Genomic DNA, 17,502 nt, shown 5'->3' on the forward strand with positions numbered 1-17,502 from the left:
CGCCGGGCATGTGCCGATCGTGAACCGCGCCGGAATCGCCGGAGGCCGATGACCTGCGCGGATCGGCTCACTTCCAGGCCGGGGACACGTTCGGGAGAAGGCCGCCCGGTCCGGGGGCCACCCGGTCACGGTGCGGGCCGATGGCGCCTGCGGTAGGCGCGTTGCCGGCAGGCCCGCGAGCAGTAGGCACGGGGGCGGCCCGCCTCCGCCCGGTCCATGCTCGTTCCGCACATCGCACATGAGGCACTTTCGTCACGCCTTTCGTCACGGTCCGCGTCACGGTTCGCATCACGCTCGCGGACCAGCGCCTCGATGCCGTCCAGTACGCGCCGCAGACCGAACTCGAAGGAGTCCTCCGGCTCGTCGTAGCCGCCCGCCTCCCAGACGCGGGTCAGCGTGGGGTAGAGGTGAAGCTTCTCGTACAGGGAGTCCCTGGCGCCCCACCACTCCTCCTCGGAGACCCCGGTGTGCCGTTCGACCTTGTCGATCTCCGCGGCCCTGGCCGCCTCACTGTCCACGAACCGGCCGACGAGGCCCACCGCGGCGACCATCTCGGCGGGTTTGAGGCCGATCCCGGCCACGGTGCTGAGCGCGTACTCGAAGTGGGCGACGGAGTTCGGGCCGGGAATGTGCCGGGTGCCGCGCACCCCGGCCAGCCAGGGATGGCGGCGGCACAGGGCCCAGCCGCGACGCGCCCACCCCTCGAGCGCCTCGCGCCACCCGTGCGGCGTGCCCCCCGAGGTCCCCGCCGCCCCGCCGCCGGCCTCGCTCCTCGCCGCGTCCGTCACCACGTCGTCCGCCACGGTGCCCGTCGCGGTGCATGTCGGGGTGCCCGCCACAGTGCTCGTCGCGGTTTCTGCCGTGACGTCGCCCGTCACCGCGTCGCACATCAGGTCGACGAGCTGCGCCTTGCCCGGTACGTGCCGGTACAGCGACATGCTGGTGAAGCCGAGCCGTTCGCCGACCCGGCGCATGGACAGCCCCTCGATCCCGTCGGCGTCGGCGATCTCGACGGCGGCGCGCACGATCGCGTCGACGCTCAGCCCCTGTCTCGGTGCGGCGTCCCGCGGCTCCCTCCACAGCAGCTCGACCGTCCGGTCCGGATCCTCCTCGTCGGCCACCCGTCCTCCTTCGGCTTGACGCACGACCTCAATATCTGTTTATGCTGTATATCACTGTTTACATAATAAACGAGGAGTGCCCTTGAACGAGCTCTACGTCTCCCCCTCCGGTGACGACGACTGGCCCGGCACCAGGGAACGCCCCGTCGCCACTCTCGCCCACGCCCGTGACCTGGCCCGTGACCTGGCCCGCGGCGCGGGCACTGTGGGCGCCGTGGTCAACCTGCTGGCGGGTACCCACCGGCTCGCCGCAACCCTCCGGCTCACCGAGGCCGACTCCGGCGTGACCTACCGGGCCGTGGGCGAGGCCGTCGTCAGCGGCGGCCGGAGGATCACCGGCTGGCGGGAGCGGGACGGCGTCTGGCTGGCCGAGGTCGGCGACCTCGACACCCGCCGGCTCCACGTCGACGGCCGCAGGGCCGAGCGGGCCTCGATCGACGCCGTTCCCGGGAACGCCACCAGAACCGACACGGGTTACGTCACGGACAGCGCCGCCCCGCAGAGCTGGGGCAACCCCGGCGACGTCGAGTTCGTCCTGCGCGGCGTCTACCCGTGGACGGAGGCCCGCCTCGGCGTCGCCGCCGTCGAGGGTGACGGGCACTCGACCGTCATCACCATGGCCCAGCCAGCCTTCGGCTGGGCGATCGAGCTCTACAACTCGGTGGTGCCCTGGGAGGGCGGCGGCGAGTCCTACGGTCCCGGTCTGCCGACCCGGGTGGAGAACGGCGCGGGCTTCCTGACCGAGCCGGGCACCTTCGTCCTCGACAGGTCCCGCCCCGGCCGTCACGTCCTGCGCTACCGGCCGCGCCCCGGCGAGGATCCCGGGCGGACGGAGGTCGTCGCGCCCGTGCTGGAGGAACTGGTCACGGTCACCGGCGCCCGCGACCTCGCCTTCCTGGGCATCACCTTCGCCGACGCCACCTGGACGCGGCCGAGCCGCCCCGAGGGCTTCCTGCACTACCACGGCACCGGTTACTACGACGGCGGCCCCATCGAGAAGGTGTCGTTCGCCGAAGGGGCATGGGTGACGGTGCCCGGGGAGTCGCTGACGATCCCCGCGAACGTCGTGTTCGAGGGCGCCGAGCGTGTCGCGATCGAAGGCTGCCGCTTCACCCGGCTGGGCGCCACGGCCCTGCGGCTCTCCGGCGGCAGCGCCGAGGTCCTGGTGCGGGGCAACGTGTTCGAGGACGTCTGCGGCGGCGGGATCTCGATCGGCGGGAGCCGTGGCGTCACGGTCGAGAACAACTGGATCCACGACATCGGCCTGGAGTACTCCGGCTCGCCCGGCATCGCGGTGACCGCGAGCGAGGGCTCCACGGTCGCGCACAACCAGGTGAACGACGTCCCGCACTGCGGCATCGTGCTCGGTCCCGGCAAGGGCACCCGGGTCCTGCGCAACCTCACCTTCAACACCCTCAAGGTGCTCGCCGACGGCGGCGGCATCTACCTGTCGGGCCCCCAGGGCGACTCCCACGACAACGGCGCGACGATCCTCGGCAACGTCGTGCGCGACACGCTCACGCCGTACAACTTCGGGCTCTACACCGACTACGGCGCAGCCTGGGTCACCGTCGAGGGCAACGCCGTCCAGCGCGCCGACAACACGGCCGTCCTGCGGGTCTGGCCGCCGCTGGAGAACGTCGTCCTCCGCGGCAACCTCTGGGACGCCGACCCGGTGGGCTGGGACGACCCGCCGGAGGGGGTCACCCTGGAGGACAACGCGACGGTGGCCGACGAGGAGGACTTCGCGGCCCGTACGGCGGGCATCGCCGCGCGGGCGGGCCTGGAGCCCGGCTACGCCCACCTGCTCGGCCGGTGACCGCCGGGCCCTCCGCCACCGGGGTGTGCCCGCGACCGGGGTCTCCCTGATCGCGGTGGCGGCACACGGCTTCCTGATCATGGCCACCTGCTCGCGGCCCAGCACCTGCCGGCCTCGGGCATCGTCGGCCGTCTCCGTCTCCCCCGAAACCCGCCGGCGCGGGACGAACGCCCCGGTTCTCTTGGAGAAGCCTTGGGACCCGTATGAGCGTGAAGGCGATCGGCGCGCGGTATGAGACGGGGTAGTCCCGGAGCCCGTACGCGGGCACGGGCCGCGCCACGTCCGGCCGCGAGCATCGGCGACCGTGACATGGCGCGGCGCGAGGCGGGCCGACGTTCCGGACGCCAGCCGGAACGCGCCGCCACGGGCGAGACCGACAGACCAATGGGCGACAGGCCCCGGCGAGGCTCGCAGAGCCCGGGACCGGCCCGAGCCCAAGGAGAGTTCAGCCATGCAAATGCCCGAGGTCAACGAGTGCCAGGTCGAGGCGTGCGCCTACAACACGGCGCACACCTGCCACGCCCTGGCCATCACGGTCGGCAACAGCAGCCACGCCGAGTGCGAGACCTTCTTCAAGGTCCCGTCGAAGGGCGGCGACCCCGACTCCACCGGTCACGTCGGCGCCTGCAAGATGGCCAACTGCCAGCACAACGTCCAGTACTCGTGCCAGGCCTCCGGCATCGTCGTCGGCTACGCGCAGAACGACATCGACTGCCTCACGTACGCGCCCGCCTGACACCGGGTGACCCGGGTCGCGGCTCAACGGTCCGGCGGCCGGTGGGCGCTGGAGGTCGAAGGGCCGGAATCGCGGCGTCCCGCGCACACCCGGGTGCGGCGTCCTGACCAGGCGACGGCGGCGACCCGGGTCCCGCGTCATGGCGTCGGTGCCGGCAGGGGAGGCCAGGGCGATGGCCGTACAGGTCGGACCGGCCGAGACGACGGTCGCTCAGGACCGGGCGGCCCGGCGGGAGGTGATCACGTCGGTGACGGCCACGACCAGCGCGACCAGCACGAAGGCGATGGTGACCAGCAGCGAGTGCCGGAACGCCGTCGCGTAGTCGCCGTGCGAGGAGGCGACCTCGGCGAAGAACACCGAGCCGATCGCCGCGATGCCCACGGCGGTGCCGATGCGCTGCCCCGTCTGGAGCACGCCCCCCGCGGAGCCCGCCCCGGCGACCGGCACCTCGGACAGGGTCAGTGTCTGGTTCGGGGAGATCACCAGGCCGCTGCCCAGGCCGGCGAGGAGCAGCGGCAACGCGATGGCCCAGGCCACGTGCGTGCCGGGGACCAGCCGCACGGCGAGCGCCGTGACGGCGAGGAAGACCGCGACCAGCACCAGCCCGGCCACCACCAGGGGGCGGCCCAGCCGGGTGACGATCCGGCCGCCGAACAGGGACGTCACGGCCGAACCCGCCGCGAACGGCGTGGTCGCCAGCCCCGCCTCCAGGGCCGAGTAGCCCAGGCCGTTCTGCAGGTACAGGGTGAGGACGAAGAAGATCGCGGTGAAGCCCGCGAAGTAGAGCGCCCCGACCAGGGCGCCGAGCGCGTACGAGCGCCTGCGGAACAGGGACAGGTCGACCACCGGCTGGCCGTGCCGCCCGTACCGGCGCTCCCAGGCCGCGAAGACGCCGAGCACGGCGAGCCCGCCGAGCAGGGACGGCCACCTCGCCGAGGCCTCCCACTCGTGCCCCTCGACGAGCGGCAGGAGCACCAGCACGACGCCGGCGGCGAGCAGCAGCACGCCCACCGGGTCCATGGACTCCCGTGGCCGCCCCTCCTTCGCGGTGGGCCGGATGTAGCGGTACGCCAGGACCACGGCCAGGATGCCGATCGGCACGTTGACGTAGAAGACGAGCCGCCACCCGTCGGTGCCGCCGCCGAGGTTGATGAGCAGCCCGCCGAGCAGCGGGCCGATCGCGGTCGAGATGCCGATCACGGTGCCCAGCATCCCGAACGCCCTGCCGCGCTCCGCCCCCCGGAAGAGCTGCTGGATCAGCCCGCTGACCTGCGGGTTGATCACTCCGCCCGCCAGTCCCTGCACGAGTCTCGCGACGACCAGCAGGGTGGGGTCCCCGGCGACTCCGGCCGCCGCGCTGGCCAGGGTGAACAGCACGACCCCGAAGACGAACGCGTTGCGCCGGCCGTACATGTCGCCGAACCGCCCGGCGGGGACCAGTATCAGCCCGAAGGTGAGCGCGTACCCCGACACCACCCACTGCAGGGCGCTCTGCGGGGCGTCCAGCCCGGCGCGGATGGCGGGCAGCGCGACGTTGACGATGCTGACGTCCAGCAGGGTCATGAAACCGGCGACGAGGCAGACGCTCAGCGCCTTCCAGCGGCGCGGGTCCGCCCCCGCCTGATCCTGGGTGGACGTCACCCCGCCCGGTCCGGTGCTCATCCGGCCGCGTGGGGGAGCGGCGCCCCGGCCCGTGATCGGCTGAGCATCGTCATGACCGCCTCGTTCCCCGTCTCCGGTCGACCTCTCCACCTTTCAGCAGCGCATACGTACCCTTTCCGGACTTCCCAATCACCATTCGCGATCCGGAGTGCGATCCGGCCCTCGCGGGCGCGCCCGCGAGGGCCGGGGGTCACCGCCGGCGCGGAGGAGTGTCCCGCCTCACGGGCAGGAGACCTCGCCGCTGGTGGCCGGGACGTTCACCGCGCTCCAGGCGGCCTTGACCGCGTTGACCTCGACGCAGCCGCTCGGGAAGAGCGACTTGGCGGCGGCCACGGTGGCCCTCCGCGCCTTCGCGTGCGTCCACGGGGCGGTCTTGGTGTTCAGGCCGGCCATGTAGATGCGGCCGGCCTTCTGGATGCCGATGCCCGCCAGGCTCGTCGGGCCCGAGCAGACGGAGCTGGACGGCTTGCCCACCGGGTTGGTGCCCTCGGAGAGCAGGTAGAACCAGTGGTTCTGCGGCCCGGCCGCCGCGTGCACCGGGGTGGAGGGGATGGAGGAGCTGTAGCAGTTCGGGTGACCCTTGGCCGAGGGGTTGTACATGTTGCGGATCTCGCCCGCGCCGGTCAGGTTGACCTCCTCGCCCACCAGGTAGTCCGGCGGGTCGAGGGTGGCGGGCTGGTTGGCGTAGTGCTCGGTCAGCGCGCCGAAGATGTCACCGGTCGACTCGTTCAGGCCGCCCGACTCGTTACCGCTGCCCCCGCCGCCGCTGCCGGAGGTCTGGAAGATGGCGTGACCGTACTCGTGGCCGACCACGTCCATCGGGGTGGCCTGCCTGGTGTTCGCGCTGTTGCGCCCGAAGCTGGTGTAGCTGCCGTTCCAGTAGGCGTTGACGGCGTTCAGGCCCACCCTGGCGGGGTAGGCGCCGCCGGAGCCGTTGAACCCGTTGCGGCCCAGCCAGTTGCGGAGCATGTCCCATTCCTTCTGCGCCGCGTACAACGCGTCGACGCAGGCGGTCTCCAGGTTGGTGCCCGAGCCGTTGCCCCAGGAGTCGTCGGTCCCGGTGTAGGCCGAGCCGTTCTGCCCGCCGCAGCGCAGGCCGGGGCGGGTGGTGTCGGTCATCGAGTACGAGCTGCCCGAGCCCGAGGTCTGGATGGTCACCGGGTTGCCGTTGTAGTAGCCGTTGCCGGTTCCGGCGTGCACGTCGTCGTAGGAGTCGACGATCGATCCGTCGAGGGCGTCCACGAAGACGTGCAGGACGCTCGGGGCCTCGGCGGTGGCGCCGCTGACGACCACCTCCCAGGCCAGTCTGGGCGTCGTGGTGGTCGCGTGCACCACCAGGCTGGGCGCGGCCACGGTCTCCACGACGGGCAGTTGCGCGCGGGCGGTGGCGGCCGCGACCTCGGCGTCCACCTTGCTCGTGACGTCGATCGTGATCCTGGCCTGCTGGCCCGAGCTCACGGACCCGACGAGCTCTCCGGCCCTGTCGGTGGCGACCACCACGTCGCCGCCGTGAACCGGCAGCCCGCGGTAGGTGCGCGCGTAGGTCAGGTACTGCAGGCCGTGGGCACCGGCGATGTTCCTGGCCAGGGTGAACTTCTCGTTCCGTCCCTTGAGGACGGCCTCCGACCTGGCGGCGAGGGTCGCGTTGGCGGTGGTGACCGCGCGGCTGCGCGCCTCCGCGTCCGGCGGTGCGAACACCGGCGGCTCGGCGGACGCGGTACGGGCTGCGGCGCTGTCCGCCGGGGTGGCGGCGTTCACCGCCGTGGGGGTGGTCATGGCGGCGACGGCCAGTACGGCCACGGCGCCAAGCTTGACCTTCGGATTCACGCGGGGTGACTCCTCTCGGTGTCCCTTGGGGGGTAGGAGGGATGCAAGGAGCCCTAAGAGTCCGGGCTCCATAAAGCTGGCACCGGGAGGGGCGGTTGAGTACCTCGCAAAATTCCATAACGCCGTGATATGGGTCGGCGCGCGTACCGGCTCAGGTCCCTCGACAGTGCGCTCACCTGCACGGAAGCGTCCTCGAGCGGGCAGGCTTGTGCCCGCCGTCCCACGATTCGGGAGGGACGTCGGAGCGGGGAGGTCCGCGGGTCCTACCGCGGGTTGCCGGAAGCCCTGAGGCGCGTCGCTCCGGCACGACGGGCGGGCCCGTTACGAACGCGGCGTTCGATCACGGGGCGACCATGTGAAAAAGGACAGGAGTCCCAGGTTTTCCGACCTGCGTGGCTCCCTTCCTCGGCGTGTGGCCGGCGTGGCGGCACAGTCGGACCATGACACAGACAGCACCGCCCGCCCGCCGCCGGTGGGGCCGCTTCGCCTGGCACTACGTCGAGATGGTCATCGCGATGTTCGCCGGGATGTTCGTTCTCGGCATGCTCCTGTCCGCCGCCGGTCTCGGCTTCTCCCACGACCGGCAGCCCGAGCTCGCCTACCTGCTGATGGCGTTCGACATGTCCGTCGGCATGGCCGTCTGGATGCGCTACCGGGGCCACGGCTGGGCTCCCACCCTGGAGATGTGCGCCGCCATGTTCGTCCCCGTCGTGCCGCTCTTCCCGCTGCTCTGGCTGGGCCTCATCGACGGCGGGGCGCTCATGACGATCGCCCACGTGGCGATGTTCCCGCTGATGCTGGCCGCCATGTTCCGGCGCCTCGACGAGTACGCGGGCCGCGCGGCCTGAGGCCGGCGACCGCCCGGGTCGTGTTTCCCGCGGGGGCTGGAACAGGCTCCGGGCGCCCTCTCGAATCATGGGCCGCTCCATGTGTGCCCGGCCGGATGTGTGTCCGGCCGGGCAGAACCTCCCCGTACGGAATCCCGGACGGGGCGAGCCCGGCGCGGGTTCCTCCGAGCGGTCCTTTCGATGGAAAGGCGCGTGGAAGGCTTGCATACTTGCGGGCATGGGAACACACGTCACCGACGCGGTCGTGGGAGAGCTGACGCTCACGCTGGATCGAGACGCCGGCACCATGCGCGTCGAGGGCGATGCGATTCCCACGGTCGTCGTACGCCGATCCGCCGAAGCCGTCGCGCAGCGGCACGTTCCCATCGGCACCCGCGGCCCCGACCAGCTGACCATGACCCTCGACGGCGTTCCCGTCCCGCTACGCCCCGGGCCGGGGCGCGTCACGCGCCACTCCTACCGGGCCGAGGTGGAACACGCGGGAACCACCTACACCCTGATTCCCACCTCCGAGGTGTCCAGCGGCCTTTTCCGCGGTGAGCACGGCCTCGGGGAGTTCACCACGCTCGCCGACGGCGAGGTCAGGGCCGAGTGGGTCGCTTCGCCGAGCCCGGAGGAGGCCGCCCTCGGCTACGCGCTCGCCGCCTGCTTCGGCAGCGGAGCGGAGCACGCCCTGCTGGCGATCCTCAGCCTCTTCTCCTTCTGAAACCGGCACCGGTCAGGCCGCGAGCTCTCCGGCGAACGCGTCAAGACGACGGAGGGACCTGTCCGGTGGACGCTCAGCCGGTGGCGTGTTCCCAGTAGGGGTCGCGGTAGAGCATGACCGAGGTGCCGCGGAGCAGTTCGTCGGGGGCGGAGATCAGCACGAGCTCGCCCTGGGCCTCCAGGCCCCGCAGGATGTCGCGGACGCGCGGGCCGACCGGCAGGCGGCCCACCGGCAGGTGGAGGGTCTCGCGGACCAGGTCGGCCACCTCGGAGAGCCGGAACGGCTCGGTGAAACCGGCGATCAGCCCGCGGACGAACTCAACAGTGATCACGGACTCGGCCTCGACGTGGGCGAGCTGCCAGGTCAGCTGAGCCCTGCGCCGGCCGGTTCCGGCGCAGGCGGTGCACGGCTGGGAGAAGCCGGGCACGATGTCCTCGACGGCGGTGCCCAGGCAGGTGGTGCACTGGTTGGTCTCCGACGCGTGCGACTCCGCCGCCGCCCGGTCGGCCAGCTGCCTGCCGCACATGCACAGATAGACCCGGAACCCGCCGCGCACCACGGCGAGGTCGTCGGCATCGTCGGGTATCTCTTCCCACAGCGCGGTGATCGTGTGCTTTCTCATCGTCGTGCGACTCTACCCATTCCGGACTCCCGCCGGCTCGTCACCGCAGCATGACCGGGACCAGCCTCATCGGAGCGCTCCACAGCCACTCCTCGGTGATGTAGGTGGAGGTCAGCAGCGTCATCAGGCCCAGGGTGCGTTCGGTCGCGGTGGAGGGGTGGGCGCCGCAGTCGCCGAAGCGGCACATCCACAGCTCGACCATGCTGTCGTCGGAGAGCTGCTCGTGGACCGAGGGCCGCCCCGCGGGAATCCCGTCCCGCCAGATGTCGACCGACGGGCTGGTGGACGGGAACGCCCCGGCCAGCACCCCGCCGCCCGAGGTGACCGCCCTGCCGACCCCGTCGCGCACCGGCAGGATGCCGCCGGACTGGAAGAGCACCACCCCGCCCCCCGGCGGGCTGGCCACGCGCAGCACCTCCACCGGGGAGGACTGCTCCGCACCCCACAGCTCACCGGTCTCCATCGGCGGGCACGCCTCCGGCGCGGCGCCCAGGCGGCGGATGACCTCGTCCTCGGCCACCTCGCCGACGAAGGCCACGCACAGCTCCTCGCTGTAGTCCTCGTACGAGAACATCATCGCGTCGACGGTGTCCTGGAGTTCGCGGAACCTGGGGCTCACGCTGGGAGCTCCCGGCAGGTGGGCGAACAGGCCGGCCATCTCGGTGAAGAGGGCCTGGACGCCGGGGGAGCGGCCCGCGATGCACGGCCGCCAGGGGTCGGCGCCCGCGGCGAGCAGGATCCGTACGGCGTCGTCCCAGCCGTGGCGCACGGCCTCCCACAGCGGGGTGGCGCCGTCGGCGTCGACGGGATCGACCTCCGCGCCCGAGGCGAGCAGCAGCTCGATCACCCGCGTGGCGCCCTCCTGGGCGGCCTGGTGCAGGGGGGTCGTGCGCAGCCACGGCAGCCGCCCGCCGGGGTCGAACCCGTTCGCCAGCCGCTGGCGGATCTGCGCCAGGTTGGTGTCGCGCCACGCGTCGACGTCCTCGGCCCACTCGTCTTCGCCCACTTTTATCCCATCTTGTCGTGCTGAGCGGATCCAACCAGGTCCGTACGACAGTTCTCGGTCAGAAACCGTCGCGAGAGGCGGTCGGCGGTGCGGGTGGTCTCGGGAAGGCGGTAGCGGGGCGTCAGGTTCAGCACGTTGTGGCAGGCGGTGTCGAGGTCGACGCGGTGACCGGTGGAGACGAAGACGGGTTTGACCCCGTCCCTGGTGCGCAGCACGCGGCCGACGACGTCGCCGTCCAGCGTCAGGTCGGTCCACGCGCCCCGCCCGGGCGCGGGCTCGGGATAGGTGCCGACGAAGGCGGTCTTGCCGACCCCGATCGTGGGCAGGCCGGTGAGCACGCCGAGGTGGCAGGCCAGGCCGAAGCGGCGGGGGTGCGCCAGGCCGTATCCGTCGCAGACGACCAGGTCGGGGGGCGCGGACAGGCGCTCGAGGGCGTCCAGCAGCGCGGGGACCTCGCGGAAGGCGAGCAGCCCGGGGACGTAGTCGAAGGTCACCCTCCCGGCCACGGCGACCTCTTCGACGATCTCCAGCGTCGTCCCGTCCAGGACGGTCACCGCCGCGGCCAGCCGGTCCCTGTCGTAGGCGACGTCCACTCCGGCGATCCTGGAGGGGCGGCGGGGTCCGGGGCCGGTCAGGTCGAGCAGTGCCCTGAGCTCGTCCTGGATGGCCTCGGCCTCCGTGACAGTGTGCGGCATTTGTACCTTCATAACTCCACGATCGCTACTTTTATAGTATGACGTCATATTTCGGTACTGTTTATCGGATTCTTCGGTGGCCGGTGAAGTCGCTGCGGGGCGAGGAGCTCCAGGATGCGCGCTTCGACGATCGGGGACTGGCCGGCGACCGGGCCTACGCGCTCCTCGGCGAAGGGGAGAACCGCGCGGGCAAGGTGCTGACCGTACGGCGGCGGGCGGAGATGCTGCACTGGCGCGCCGCCTACGGCTCTCCCGGGAGCGGCTCCCGGTGGAACGGTGACGCGCCGACACTGACCGGACCGGACGGCGCCACGTGGGACTGGGACGCCCCCGGCCTGACGGACGCGCTGGCGCGGTCGCTGGGCACGCCGCTGAGCCTGCGCGCCGCCGACGGGCAGCAGGACCGTGGCCCTACCGTGCTGGTCACCTTCGAGGCGTCCCTGGCGGCCCTGGGCGAGGAGCTCGGCAGGCCGGTGGACCTGCTGAGGTTCCGGCCCAACCTGCACCTCGAGACCGACGCGCCCGCGTTCGACGAGGAGAACTGGGCGCCCGGCACCACGGTCACCGCGGGGGAGACGGAACTCACCGTCACCGGCGACCACGCGGGACCCTGCGTCAGGTGCGTCGTGCCCAGCTGGGACCCCGAGGGACGCGAGCGCTGGCCCGAGCTGCAGAAGTGGCTGATCGGCGAGCACGGGAACAAGTTCGGCGTGATCATGCGGGTCACCCGCGCCGGCACCGCCCGCCTCGGAGACCGCGCCACCGCCACCCCCGCCGGATTGTCCGCCGGTCGGGCCGGAAACTAGGGTGCGTGGGGAGAGGCGCGGGAAGCCGGGGAAAGGGTGGGACATGTCGGTGCTCGTGGCGTTCAGCGTGACCCCGATCGGAGCGGGGGAGGACGTCGGCGAGCTCGTCTCCGAGGCCGTGCGCGTCGTCCGCGCCTCCGGCCTGCCCAACCGGACCGACGCCATGTTCACCACGGTCGAGGGCGAGACCTGGGTGCATCGAACCCAATGACACACTTTCTCACCTGCGGAAACCTCATGGTAACCCCCCGAACCCCCGCCCGGTAGGGCATCCCGGGGCCTCGACCGGCCCCGGCTTCCGAGTTGCATGCTGTCCGAGTTGCAACTAGGGTCGCGCGTGTCAGCAGGAACGCAGCACCCCCGGAAGGCACCACCCCATGTTCTACGCACACAAGGCACACCCCGCTAGCAACTTCACCGTGATCAGCAACGCAGCATTGCAGGACACGCGCCTTACCCTCCTGGCGCGCGGCCTCCTGTCCTACCTCCTGTCGCTGCCGGACGGTGCGAAGTGCGACACGGCCTCACTCGCTGCCCGGTTCGACGAAGGCAAGAAGGCGATCGACAACGCTAAGGCCCTGCTTCGCTCCCTCGGCTACATGACCAGCATCAAGCGCCAGGATGCTAAGGGACTCCACGTCACCGACGTAAACGTGTATGACGTTCCGCAGACCGGGGAGTTTTCGCAGGTCGCACCGACGCCCGACACCCCGGCTGTCGGTCAGCCGAACGCCGGTGCGTCGGGCGCTACCCCTAAAGGGGTAAAGAACCTCAAGAAAGAAACCACCCCCCCGGCACCGGCCGCAGACGCGACCCCGGCACCGGCCCCTGTGGAGGCCGTAGAAGCTCACCAGGACGGGGGGGAAGGGATTGCCCCCGACGACAGGCAGACCCTTGCCAGCGTCGACCTGATCGCCCGGCTCGCCCTCGCTGAGCCCCGGCTTGCCCTCGGGCAGCGTGACAGGGCCACCGTCGTGCCCCTGGTCGCCGAATGGCTCGCCCGTGGTGTCGACGAGATGCACATCCGGCGAATCCTCACCGACAGGCTTCCCGCCGAGGTGCGCTCGCCCGTGGCGCTGATCACCTACCGGCTTAAGGACAAGATGCCCGCCGTCCCTGCCCCCCGGCCGCAGCGTGTACACGCTTCCGAATGCCCCGAGTGCTCCCGGCCCGTGACGCGGCCGGGCGTGTGCTCCCTGTGCGTCGCCGAGACCGCCGGTAAGCCCGGCCCTGTCGCGAATGTGGCTCAGGGGGCGGCCCGCGCCCGTATGGCTCTGGGGCTTATGTCCGCCGCGTAACAGGTGGGCTACACTTCAACTCGGTAGCCGATTTCGAAGATCAAAAGGTGTGGGTGACAGGGCAAATCGCGATAACATGAGTCCCCCTCAGCGAACAGCACGTGAGAGGTACCCCCATGATGGCGACGAACAGACGCAAGATCGACCGTGAGCAAATCAGATCACTACTCGAAAAGGGCGTTAAGTACGACGACATTGCTTCCATGGTGGGCTGCTCTCCCCGGACTGTCGCCACCGCCGCCAAAGAGTTGAACTTTCACCGGCCACGGGGGGACCACAAGGCCGCTTTGCCGTGGGTGCTGATCGGACTGGATCACCAGCGGGCCGCGCCCGCGCAAAACATGCGGGAGCTATCGCGGATCATTCAAGGGGACAAGACGCTTAACCCACATAAGCGAGCCACCGCAATCACTTGGGCGCAGGACCTAGTTCGCCGGGGCCTTGATGTTGCCTACGATCCCGAGATGGAACCGAATGACTTTAGCCCGGCTGGTGGGTTCTACACGGTTGACGCGTCGGGGAAGATCGCAACTGACACCCACATTGGTCGGCTGTTGGCCGACGCCATGGAGGCGTGGAAGTCGTAGCCGAACGTCTGTCCGAGAAGAGGCCGGGGGGGCACCCCCGGCCTCTCTTGCGTCCAGGCCGTCAGGCATCCTGTACGCCGGGGCCTCTTGGAACGTTCACAACGCTCTGACCTGCGGCGGATCTACGGTAAAACGTTACCAATCGGTGTAAACCCGACTACTGCCCCACACGTCCCACTAGTGTCATACTCCCCCATGGGGGGGCACACGCGACTCCCCTCCTGGGGGGGCTGCACGATACCCCCTCTAGCCGGGATGTTCCGGCTATGAGTGGCTTTAGATAGATCGAAAGGCGGTGGTCATGATGGGGCCTGAGGACCCGTTCGTGATTCTGGGGTCACCTATCGTGGAATGGGTGGGCAACATTCGACGAACCGAGATTTCCTATCCCGATGGGGTGGAAATTTCGGTGAGGTTTCCCATGCCGCTTAGCCCGATGGACATGCGGGCCTCGTGCCGAATCCCTTCCCCCGCGTTTCTGTGCCACCTCGACACCGACACGGACGACGACGGCCAGACGTACGGCTTTGTTACGTACTGGATCTCTGCGGCAGTGACGTCAGGCGACTTTGACGCCTCAAGCGACTACCCGATGCAGCGCCAGAACTCGTGACCTTCCTGTTATCCAAAAGGGCTTGACTGCACAGGTTGCAACTCGGAAGACAAGGTAGAGTCGTACTCGTTGGACCGCGAACAACTGCCCCACCAAGGAACCCCGGCGTAAGTAACACCCCCGACAGGGTGTGAAGCGGAAGCTAGTAGCGGTGACAACTCGGCTCTACCTTGAAAACTCAACAGAGGTAACAGAGACGCGGGGAAGCCTCGACAGAGGAGGCATCACGGAAGAAAGACGACGATCCGTTTCCCAGCTCACCGGGTTCGCCCGGTGCGGCGAAGCGTACCGACTCGAAAGGGTCGCGAAAGCGCCTCAGGCGCCCGCAGCGTGGTTTGCACAGGGCACCGCAGTACATGAGGCCGTCGAACGCTGGGAACGCGCCTACAGGGCTCACAGCCCCGAACAGGCACAAGCATGGTTCATCGAGGCATGGCACCGCGAGGTAGACCAGATGAGGGCGAAAGAGCCCGATCTGAATCGCTGGCTAAGCCCCGGCCGGACCAAACCGGAAACCGACCTAGCGAACCGCTACGAACGCGGCCTGCTACAGGTGGCCGGATACATCGAACACGCCCGACAGTCCAAGCTAGTGCCGCTCGAATGGTTGCCGGGAGAACCGGCCAGCGAAGTGCCATTCGACATCATGATGGGCGATGTACAGGTCATTGGATTCATTGACCTGATCCTCATTGCCCCCGATGGACGGCTACTAGTGCGCGACATCAAGACGGGCAATAAGAAACCCATCGGGCCGCTACAGCTAGCCCTCTACGGGCACGCTGTGTATGACCTCCTCGGCGAACAACCCGAGTGGGGCGATTACTACATGGCGAAGAACCACGCGCCTAGTGACCCGATGGACCTACGCCCATACTCGCGAGACATGGTCGCCGAATGGTTTCGTGCGATGCACGATTCAGAGATGAGGGGGAACTACCTCCCGAATCCTGGCGACCATTGCACGACGTGTGGCGTACGCCGGTTCTGCTCAGCGATGGGCACGGACCGGTCTTTTTTTGGCCCTGAATTTGCAACTCGGAAGTAGGAGGGGACAGTTTGACTGACTTCCCGTACGCCCTTGATCTCGACATTCTCGACGGCCAGGGCCGCAAGATTGGCATGTTCCACGTGCGCGCCCCCGGCGCCGCTGACTTCATCGCAGAGCTTGCGGAGATCGACGAAGCGTTCGCCACGCACCTCGGCCAGGCCGTCACCGCCGTTCGGTCGTTCACCCTCCTGAGTAGCGAACTCGGCGCGACGCCAGTTGCTCAGGGCGGCGCCCCCGTGTACACGCCTCGACCGTCGGCCCCGCCCGCGAACGATTGGCAGAACGCCCCAGCCGGAGGCGAGTGGCCGTCCGCCCCGGCGGACCCCTGGCCGTCCGACGCGCCCCCCACGGCCCCGGCGAACCCCAACTGCAAGCACGGCCCAATGAGGTACGTGGCGGCGGGCACCTCGCAGGCCGGTAAGCCGTATCCGGCGTTCTGGGGTTGCACGGCCCGCAGGGACGACCCCTCTCGATGCAAGAGCGTTAGCGGCTAGGACACGCCCCCGTGTATGTCCTAGAACGCGCACGGGCGAAAGTCGGGGATGCCGGGGCCGCACTCCCTACCCCGTTTAAGCGCCTCACGCGTGAGGGCGTTGTGTTCCGTCGCGGTCAGCTACACCTGATCGCGGCGGGGCCGGGGGTTGGTAAGTCGGCCCTGTCGCTGACTCTGGCCGTAGCCGCAAGAGTGGAGACCCTGTATTTCTCGGCGGACTCAGACGCGGCCACGCAGTACGAACGCACAGCCGCCATGCTGTCCGGCCGGGAGATCCACGAGATAGCGAAGATGGTTGAGGCCGGGGAGACCCGCTACCTAGATTCCAAACTCGCGAGCCTGCGCAAACTCCGTTGGTGTTTCGACTCGTCACCCACCCTCGACATGATCGAGAACCACGTAAAAGCGTGGGCGTACGTATACGGCACCTACCCGGAAATGATCGTCGTCGACAACGTCGGCGACATCTCCCCCGACGTTGAGGAACGCGGCCACATAGCGCTAGAGAGCGTTATGGATTACCTGGCAGACCTCGCCCGGCAGACCGGGGCCTGTGTCATCGCCCTTCATCACCTGACGGGCGACTATGACGACGGGGCACAGCCGCCGCCCCTCAGTGCCCTTAAGGGGAAGATCAGCAAGAAACCTTCTCTTGTTCTGAATCTGTTCCGGCCCGAGGAAGGGAAGCTAGGCGTAGTCGTGGCTAAGAATCGCCACGGGCGCCCCGACCCTGCCGGGCAATACCGGCTAGCGCTCAATTCTGACCTAGCCCGAATGAGCATCACTGACTAGGAGACAAACGCGTGACGGACGCCGGAATCTACGCCCTCGACGAGATCCGGGCGATTGCCCTGGAAACGATCGGGTGGGAGGACATCGAACCGGGAACCCTGCAAGTCCACGGGGACGACGTCTTTAGCTACGTGGATCACAAGGGATTCCGCGTTTACGCCGAGGGTGACCGCCTGATTGCGGTTGCCACGCGCGACGAGAATTAGGAGAGCTGAAACCATGAGCGAAGTTAGGGACATTCACGGCACCCCCCTTGATCTGGAGAACGTGAGCGCATTCCTCATCAGGGATTGGGGATGGATCGAGGTGAGGCCCGGCACGGTCATTGCCGAGGAAGAGAATGACCTGATTTTCTTCCTCGACGCGTACGGGCGCCTCAACGGTTTCGACTCAGAGGCGGTTCTCGGTTCCCGTTGGGACAATGGGTAACCCGAACAAGCAAAAGGGCACGAAGTGGGAACGTGAGGTCGCGGACTACCTTTCTGAAACCATCCCCGGATGTGACCGGATCGGTAGCCGCGACTTCGGCGCGGGAGACCTATCGGTCCCGTACCCGATTCCGCACGAATGCAAGGCGGAAAAGAGCATCACGCTTTCCGAGTACGCCAAGCAGCTAAAGGCCATTAAGGACCGTACGGGAACGGGCCTAGGCGTAGTCATCGTCAAGGCCCCGCGAAAGCACGTCAGTCAAGCGTACGTATTCATGACGCTTGAGGAGTGGCGGGCAATCCTGCCCCTGGTCGGCGAGCACTTCCGCAACGCTGCGTAGTGGCCGGCAACTGGTCCGCGGTTCGAAGACCCGCAGGTCAGAAGCCTAGGC

General features: G+C 69.1%; 20 protein-coding genes and 1 pseudogene. 15 read left to right on the forward strand and 6 right to left on the reverse strand.

Features of this window, described 5'->3' with window-relative positions:
• Window positions 1-125 precede the first annotated feature (125 nt).
• Complete coding sequence (locus ACTOQ1_RS11545) at window positions 126-1,121, reverse strand: TetR/AcrR family transcriptional regulator (protein WP_440066353.1); 996 nt, start codon at window positions 1,119-1,121, stop codon at window positions 126-128.
• A gap of 82 nt (window positions 1,122-1,203) precedes the next feature.
• On the opposite strand from ACTOQ1_RS11545, the gene ACTOQ1_RS11550 reads away from it, so the two are divergent.
• Both ACTOQ1_RS11550 and ACTOQ1_RS11555 read left to right on the forward strand, forming a co-directional pair.
• A complete protein-coding gene (locus ACTOQ1_RS11550) occupies window positions 1,204-2,940 on the forward strand; it encodes a right-handed parallel beta-helix repeat-containing protein (protein ID WP_440066355.1) in 1,737 nt (578 codons plus the stop codon).
• A gap of 451 nt (window positions 2,941-3,391) precedes the next feature.
• Complete coding sequence (locus ACTOQ1_RS11555) at window positions 3,392-3,676, forward strand: DUF1540 domain-containing protein (RefSeq protein WP_440066357.1); 285 nt, start codon at window positions 3,392-3,394, stop codon at window positions 3,674-3,676.
• Between the two features lie 210 nt (window positions 3,677-3,886).
• Here the strand turns inward: ACTOQ1_RS11555 and ACTOQ1_RS11560 are convergent, their stop codons facing one another.
• Both ACTOQ1_RS11560 and ACTOQ1_RS11565 read right to left on the reverse strand, forming a co-directional pair.
• Window positions 3,887-5,338 (reverse strand): MFS transporter, encoded by a 1,452-nt coding sequence (locus ACTOQ1_RS11560; RefSeq protein ID WP_440066359.1) that lies wholly within the window; start codon window positions 5,336-5,338, stop codon window positions 3,887-3,889.
• Window positions 5,339-5,557: 219 nt separating this feature from the next.
• Window positions 5,558-7,165, reverse strand: a complete 1,608-nt coding sequence (locus tag ACTOQ1_RS11565; RefSeq protein ID WP_440066361.1) for a M4 family metallopeptidase — start codon at window positions 7,163-7,165, stop codon at window positions 5,558-5,560.
• A gap of 440 nt (window positions 7,166-7,605) precedes the next feature.
• Here ACTOQ1_RS11565 and ACTOQ1_RS11570 point away from each other — a divergent pair, with 440 nt between their 5' ends.
• Together ACTOQ1_RS11570 and ACTOQ1_RS11575 are read left to right on the forward strand one after the other, a co-directional pair.
• The gene (locus ACTOQ1_RS11570; RefSeq protein ID WP_440066363.1) at window positions 7,606-8,013 is read left to right on the forward strand and encodes a hypothetical protein; all 408 of its coding nucleotides are present in this window, start codon (window positions 7,606-7,608) and stop codon (window positions 8,011-8,013) included.
• 217 nt (window positions 8,014-8,230) lie between these two features.
• Window positions 8,231-8,719, forward strand: a complete 489-nt coding sequence (locus ACTOQ1_RS11575) for a hypothetical protein (RefSeq protein ID WP_440066365.1) — start codon at window positions 8,231-8,233, stop codon at window positions 8,717-8,719.
• 73 nt (window positions 8,720-8,792) lie between these two features.
• Here the strand turns inward: ACTOQ1_RS11575 and ACTOQ1_RS11580 are convergent, their stop codons facing one another.
• The 3 genes from ACTOQ1_RS11580 to ACTOQ1_RS11590 are packed head-to-tail and all read right to left on the reverse strand — an operon-like array spanning window position 8,793 to window position 11,042.
• Window positions 8,793-9,341 carry a hypothetical protein gene (locus tag ACTOQ1_RS11580; RefSeq protein WP_440066367.1) on the reverse strand — a complete coding sequence of 183 codons (549 nt, stop codon included), beginning with the start codon at window positions 9,339-9,341 and terminating at the stop codon, window positions 8,793-8,795.
• A gap of 40 nt (window positions 9,342-9,381) precedes the next feature.
• Complete coding sequence (locus ACTOQ1_RS11585) at window positions 9,382-10,347, reverse strand: ankyrin repeat domain-containing protein (RefSeq protein WP_440066369.1); 966 nt, start codon at window positions 10,345-10,347, stop codon at window positions 9,382-9,384.
• 2 nt (window positions 10,348-10,349) lie between these two features.
• Window positions 10,350-11,042, reverse strand: coding sequence for an endonuclease V (locus ACTOQ1_RS11590; RefSeq protein ID WP_440066371.1), 693 nt, complete (start codon window positions 11,040-11,042; stop codon window positions 10,350-10,352).
• Between the two features lie 83 nt (window positions 11,043-11,125).
• On the opposite strand from ACTOQ1_RS11590, the gene ACTOQ1_RS11595 reads away from it, so the two are divergent.
• From ACTOQ1_RS11595 to ACTOQ1_RS11645, 11 genes and pseudogenes are all read left to right on the forward strand, one after another.
• Window positions 11,126-11,848: an MOSC domain-containing protein gene (locus tag ACTOQ1_RS11595; protein WP_440066373.1), complete on the forward strand. Its 723-nt coding sequence runs from the start codon at window positions 11,126-11,128 to the stop codon at window positions 11,846-11,848.
• Between the two features lie 43 nt (window positions 11,849-11,891).
• Window positions 11,892-12,035 (forward strand): annotated as a pseudogene (locus ACTOQ1_RS11600) (thiamine-binding protein); the annotation flags it as partial.
• 232 nt (window positions 12,036-12,267) lie between these two features.
• Window positions 12,268-13,146 (forward strand): hypothetical protein, encoded by an 879-nt coding sequence (locus ACTOQ1_RS11605; protein WP_440066375.1) that lies wholly within the window; start codon window positions 12,268-12,270, stop codon window positions 13,144-13,146.
• 116 nt (window positions 13,147-13,262) lie between these two features.
• Window positions 13,263-13,733 (forward strand): helix-turn-helix domain-containing protein, encoded by a 471-nt coding sequence (locus ACTOQ1_RS11610; RefSeq protein ID WP_440066377.1) that lies wholly within the window; start codon window positions 13,263-13,265, stop codon window positions 13,731-13,733.
• A 355-nt stretch (window positions 13,734-14,088) separates the two neighbouring features.
• Entirely contained in the window at window positions 14,089-14,346 is a 258-nt protein-coding gene (locus ACTOQ1_RS11615; RefSeq protein WP_440066378.1) for a hypothetical protein, read from the forward strand.
• A 151-nt stretch (window positions 14,347-14,497) separates the two neighbouring features.
• Window positions 14,498-15,394: a RecB family exonuclease gene (locus ACTOQ1_RS11620; RefSeq protein ID WP_440066379.1), complete on the forward strand. Its 897-nt coding sequence runs from the start codon at window positions 14,498-14,500 to the stop codon at window positions 15,392-15,394.
• A gap of 11 nt (window positions 15,395-15,405) precedes the next feature.
• Complete coding sequence (locus ACTOQ1_RS11625) at window positions 15,406-15,891, forward strand: hypothetical protein (RefSeq protein ID WP_440066381.1); 486 nt, start codon at window positions 15,406-15,408, stop codon at window positions 15,889-15,891.
• 11 nt (window positions 15,892-15,902) lie between these two features.
• Window positions 15,903-16,682 carry a DnaB-like helicase C-terminal domain-containing protein gene (locus tag ACTOQ1_RS11630; RefSeq protein ID WP_440066382.1) on the forward strand — a complete coding sequence of 260 codons (780 nt, stop codon included), beginning with the start codon at window positions 15,903-15,905 and terminating at the stop codon, window positions 16,680-16,682.
• A gap of 11 nt (window positions 16,683-16,693) precedes the next feature.
• Window positions 16,694-16,888 carry a hypothetical protein gene (locus tag ACTOQ1_RS11635; RefSeq protein WP_440066384.1) on the forward strand — a complete coding sequence of 65 codons (195 nt, stop codon included), beginning with the start codon at window positions 16,694-16,696 and terminating at the stop codon, window positions 16,886-16,888.
• Between the two features lie 13 nt (window positions 16,889-16,901).
• Entirely contained in the window at window positions 16,902-17,111 is a 210-nt protein-coding gene (locus tag ACTOQ1_RS11640; RefSeq protein WP_440066386.1) for a hypothetical protein, read from the forward strand.
• Window positions 17,104-17,451 (forward strand): hypothetical protein, encoded by a 348-nt coding sequence (locus ACTOQ1_RS11645; protein WP_440066388.1) that lies wholly within the window; start codon window positions 17,104-17,106, stop codon window positions 17,449-17,451. The genes ACTOQ1_RS11640 and ACTOQ1_RS11645 overlap by 8 nt, the downstream gene beginning before the upstream one ends.
• Window positions 17,452-17,502 lie beyond the last annotated feature (51 nt).

It is taken from the genome of Streptosporangium sp. OZ121, assembly GCF_051918885.1.
Taxonomy (GTDB): Bacteria; Actinomycetota; Actinomycetes; order Streptosporangiales; family Streptosporangiaceae; genus Streptosporangium.

What these genes read in the sequence shown, in the direction of transcription:
- ACTOQ1_RS11555 (WP_440066357.1), top strand. Translation starts at nt 3,392, where the DNA reads ATGCAAATGCCCGAGGTCAACGAGTGCCAGGTCGAGGCGTGCGCCTAC.
- ACTOQ1_RS11560 (WP_440066359.1), bottom strand. Translation starts at nt 5,338, where the DNA reads ATGAGCACCGGACCGGGCGGGGTGACGTCCACCCAGGATCAGGCGGGG.
- ACTOQ1_RS11570 (WP_440066363.1), top strand. Translation starts at nt 7,606, where the DNA reads ATGACACAGACAGCACCGCCCGCCCGCCGCCGGTGGGGCCGCTTCGCC.
- ACTOQ1_RS11575 (WP_440066365.1), top strand. Translation starts at nt 8,231, where the DNA reads ATGGGAACACACGTCACCGACGCGGTCGTGGGAGAGCTGACGCTCACG.
- ACTOQ1_RS11580 (WP_440066367.1), bottom strand. Translation starts at nt 9,341, where the DNA reads ATGAGAAAGCACACGATCACCGCGCTGTGGGAAGAGATACCCGACGAT.
- ACTOQ1_RS11590 (WP_440066371.1), bottom strand. Translation starts at nt 11,042, where the DNA reads ATGCCGCACACTGTCACGGAGGCCGAGGCCATCCAGGACGAGCTCAGG.
- ACTOQ1_RS11610 (WP_440066377.1), top strand. Translation starts at nt 13,263, where the DNA reads ATGATGGCGACGAACAGACGCAAGATCGACCGTGAGCAAATCAGATCA.
- ACTOQ1_RS11640 (WP_440066386.1), top strand. Translation starts at nt 16,902, where the DNA reads ATGAGCGAAGTTAGGGACATTCACGGCACCCCCCTTGATCTGGAGAAC.
- ACTOQ1_RS11645 (WP_440066388.1), top strand. Translation starts at nt 17,104, where the DNA reads ATGGGTAACCCGAACAAGCAAAAGGGCACGAAGTGGGAACGTGAGGTC.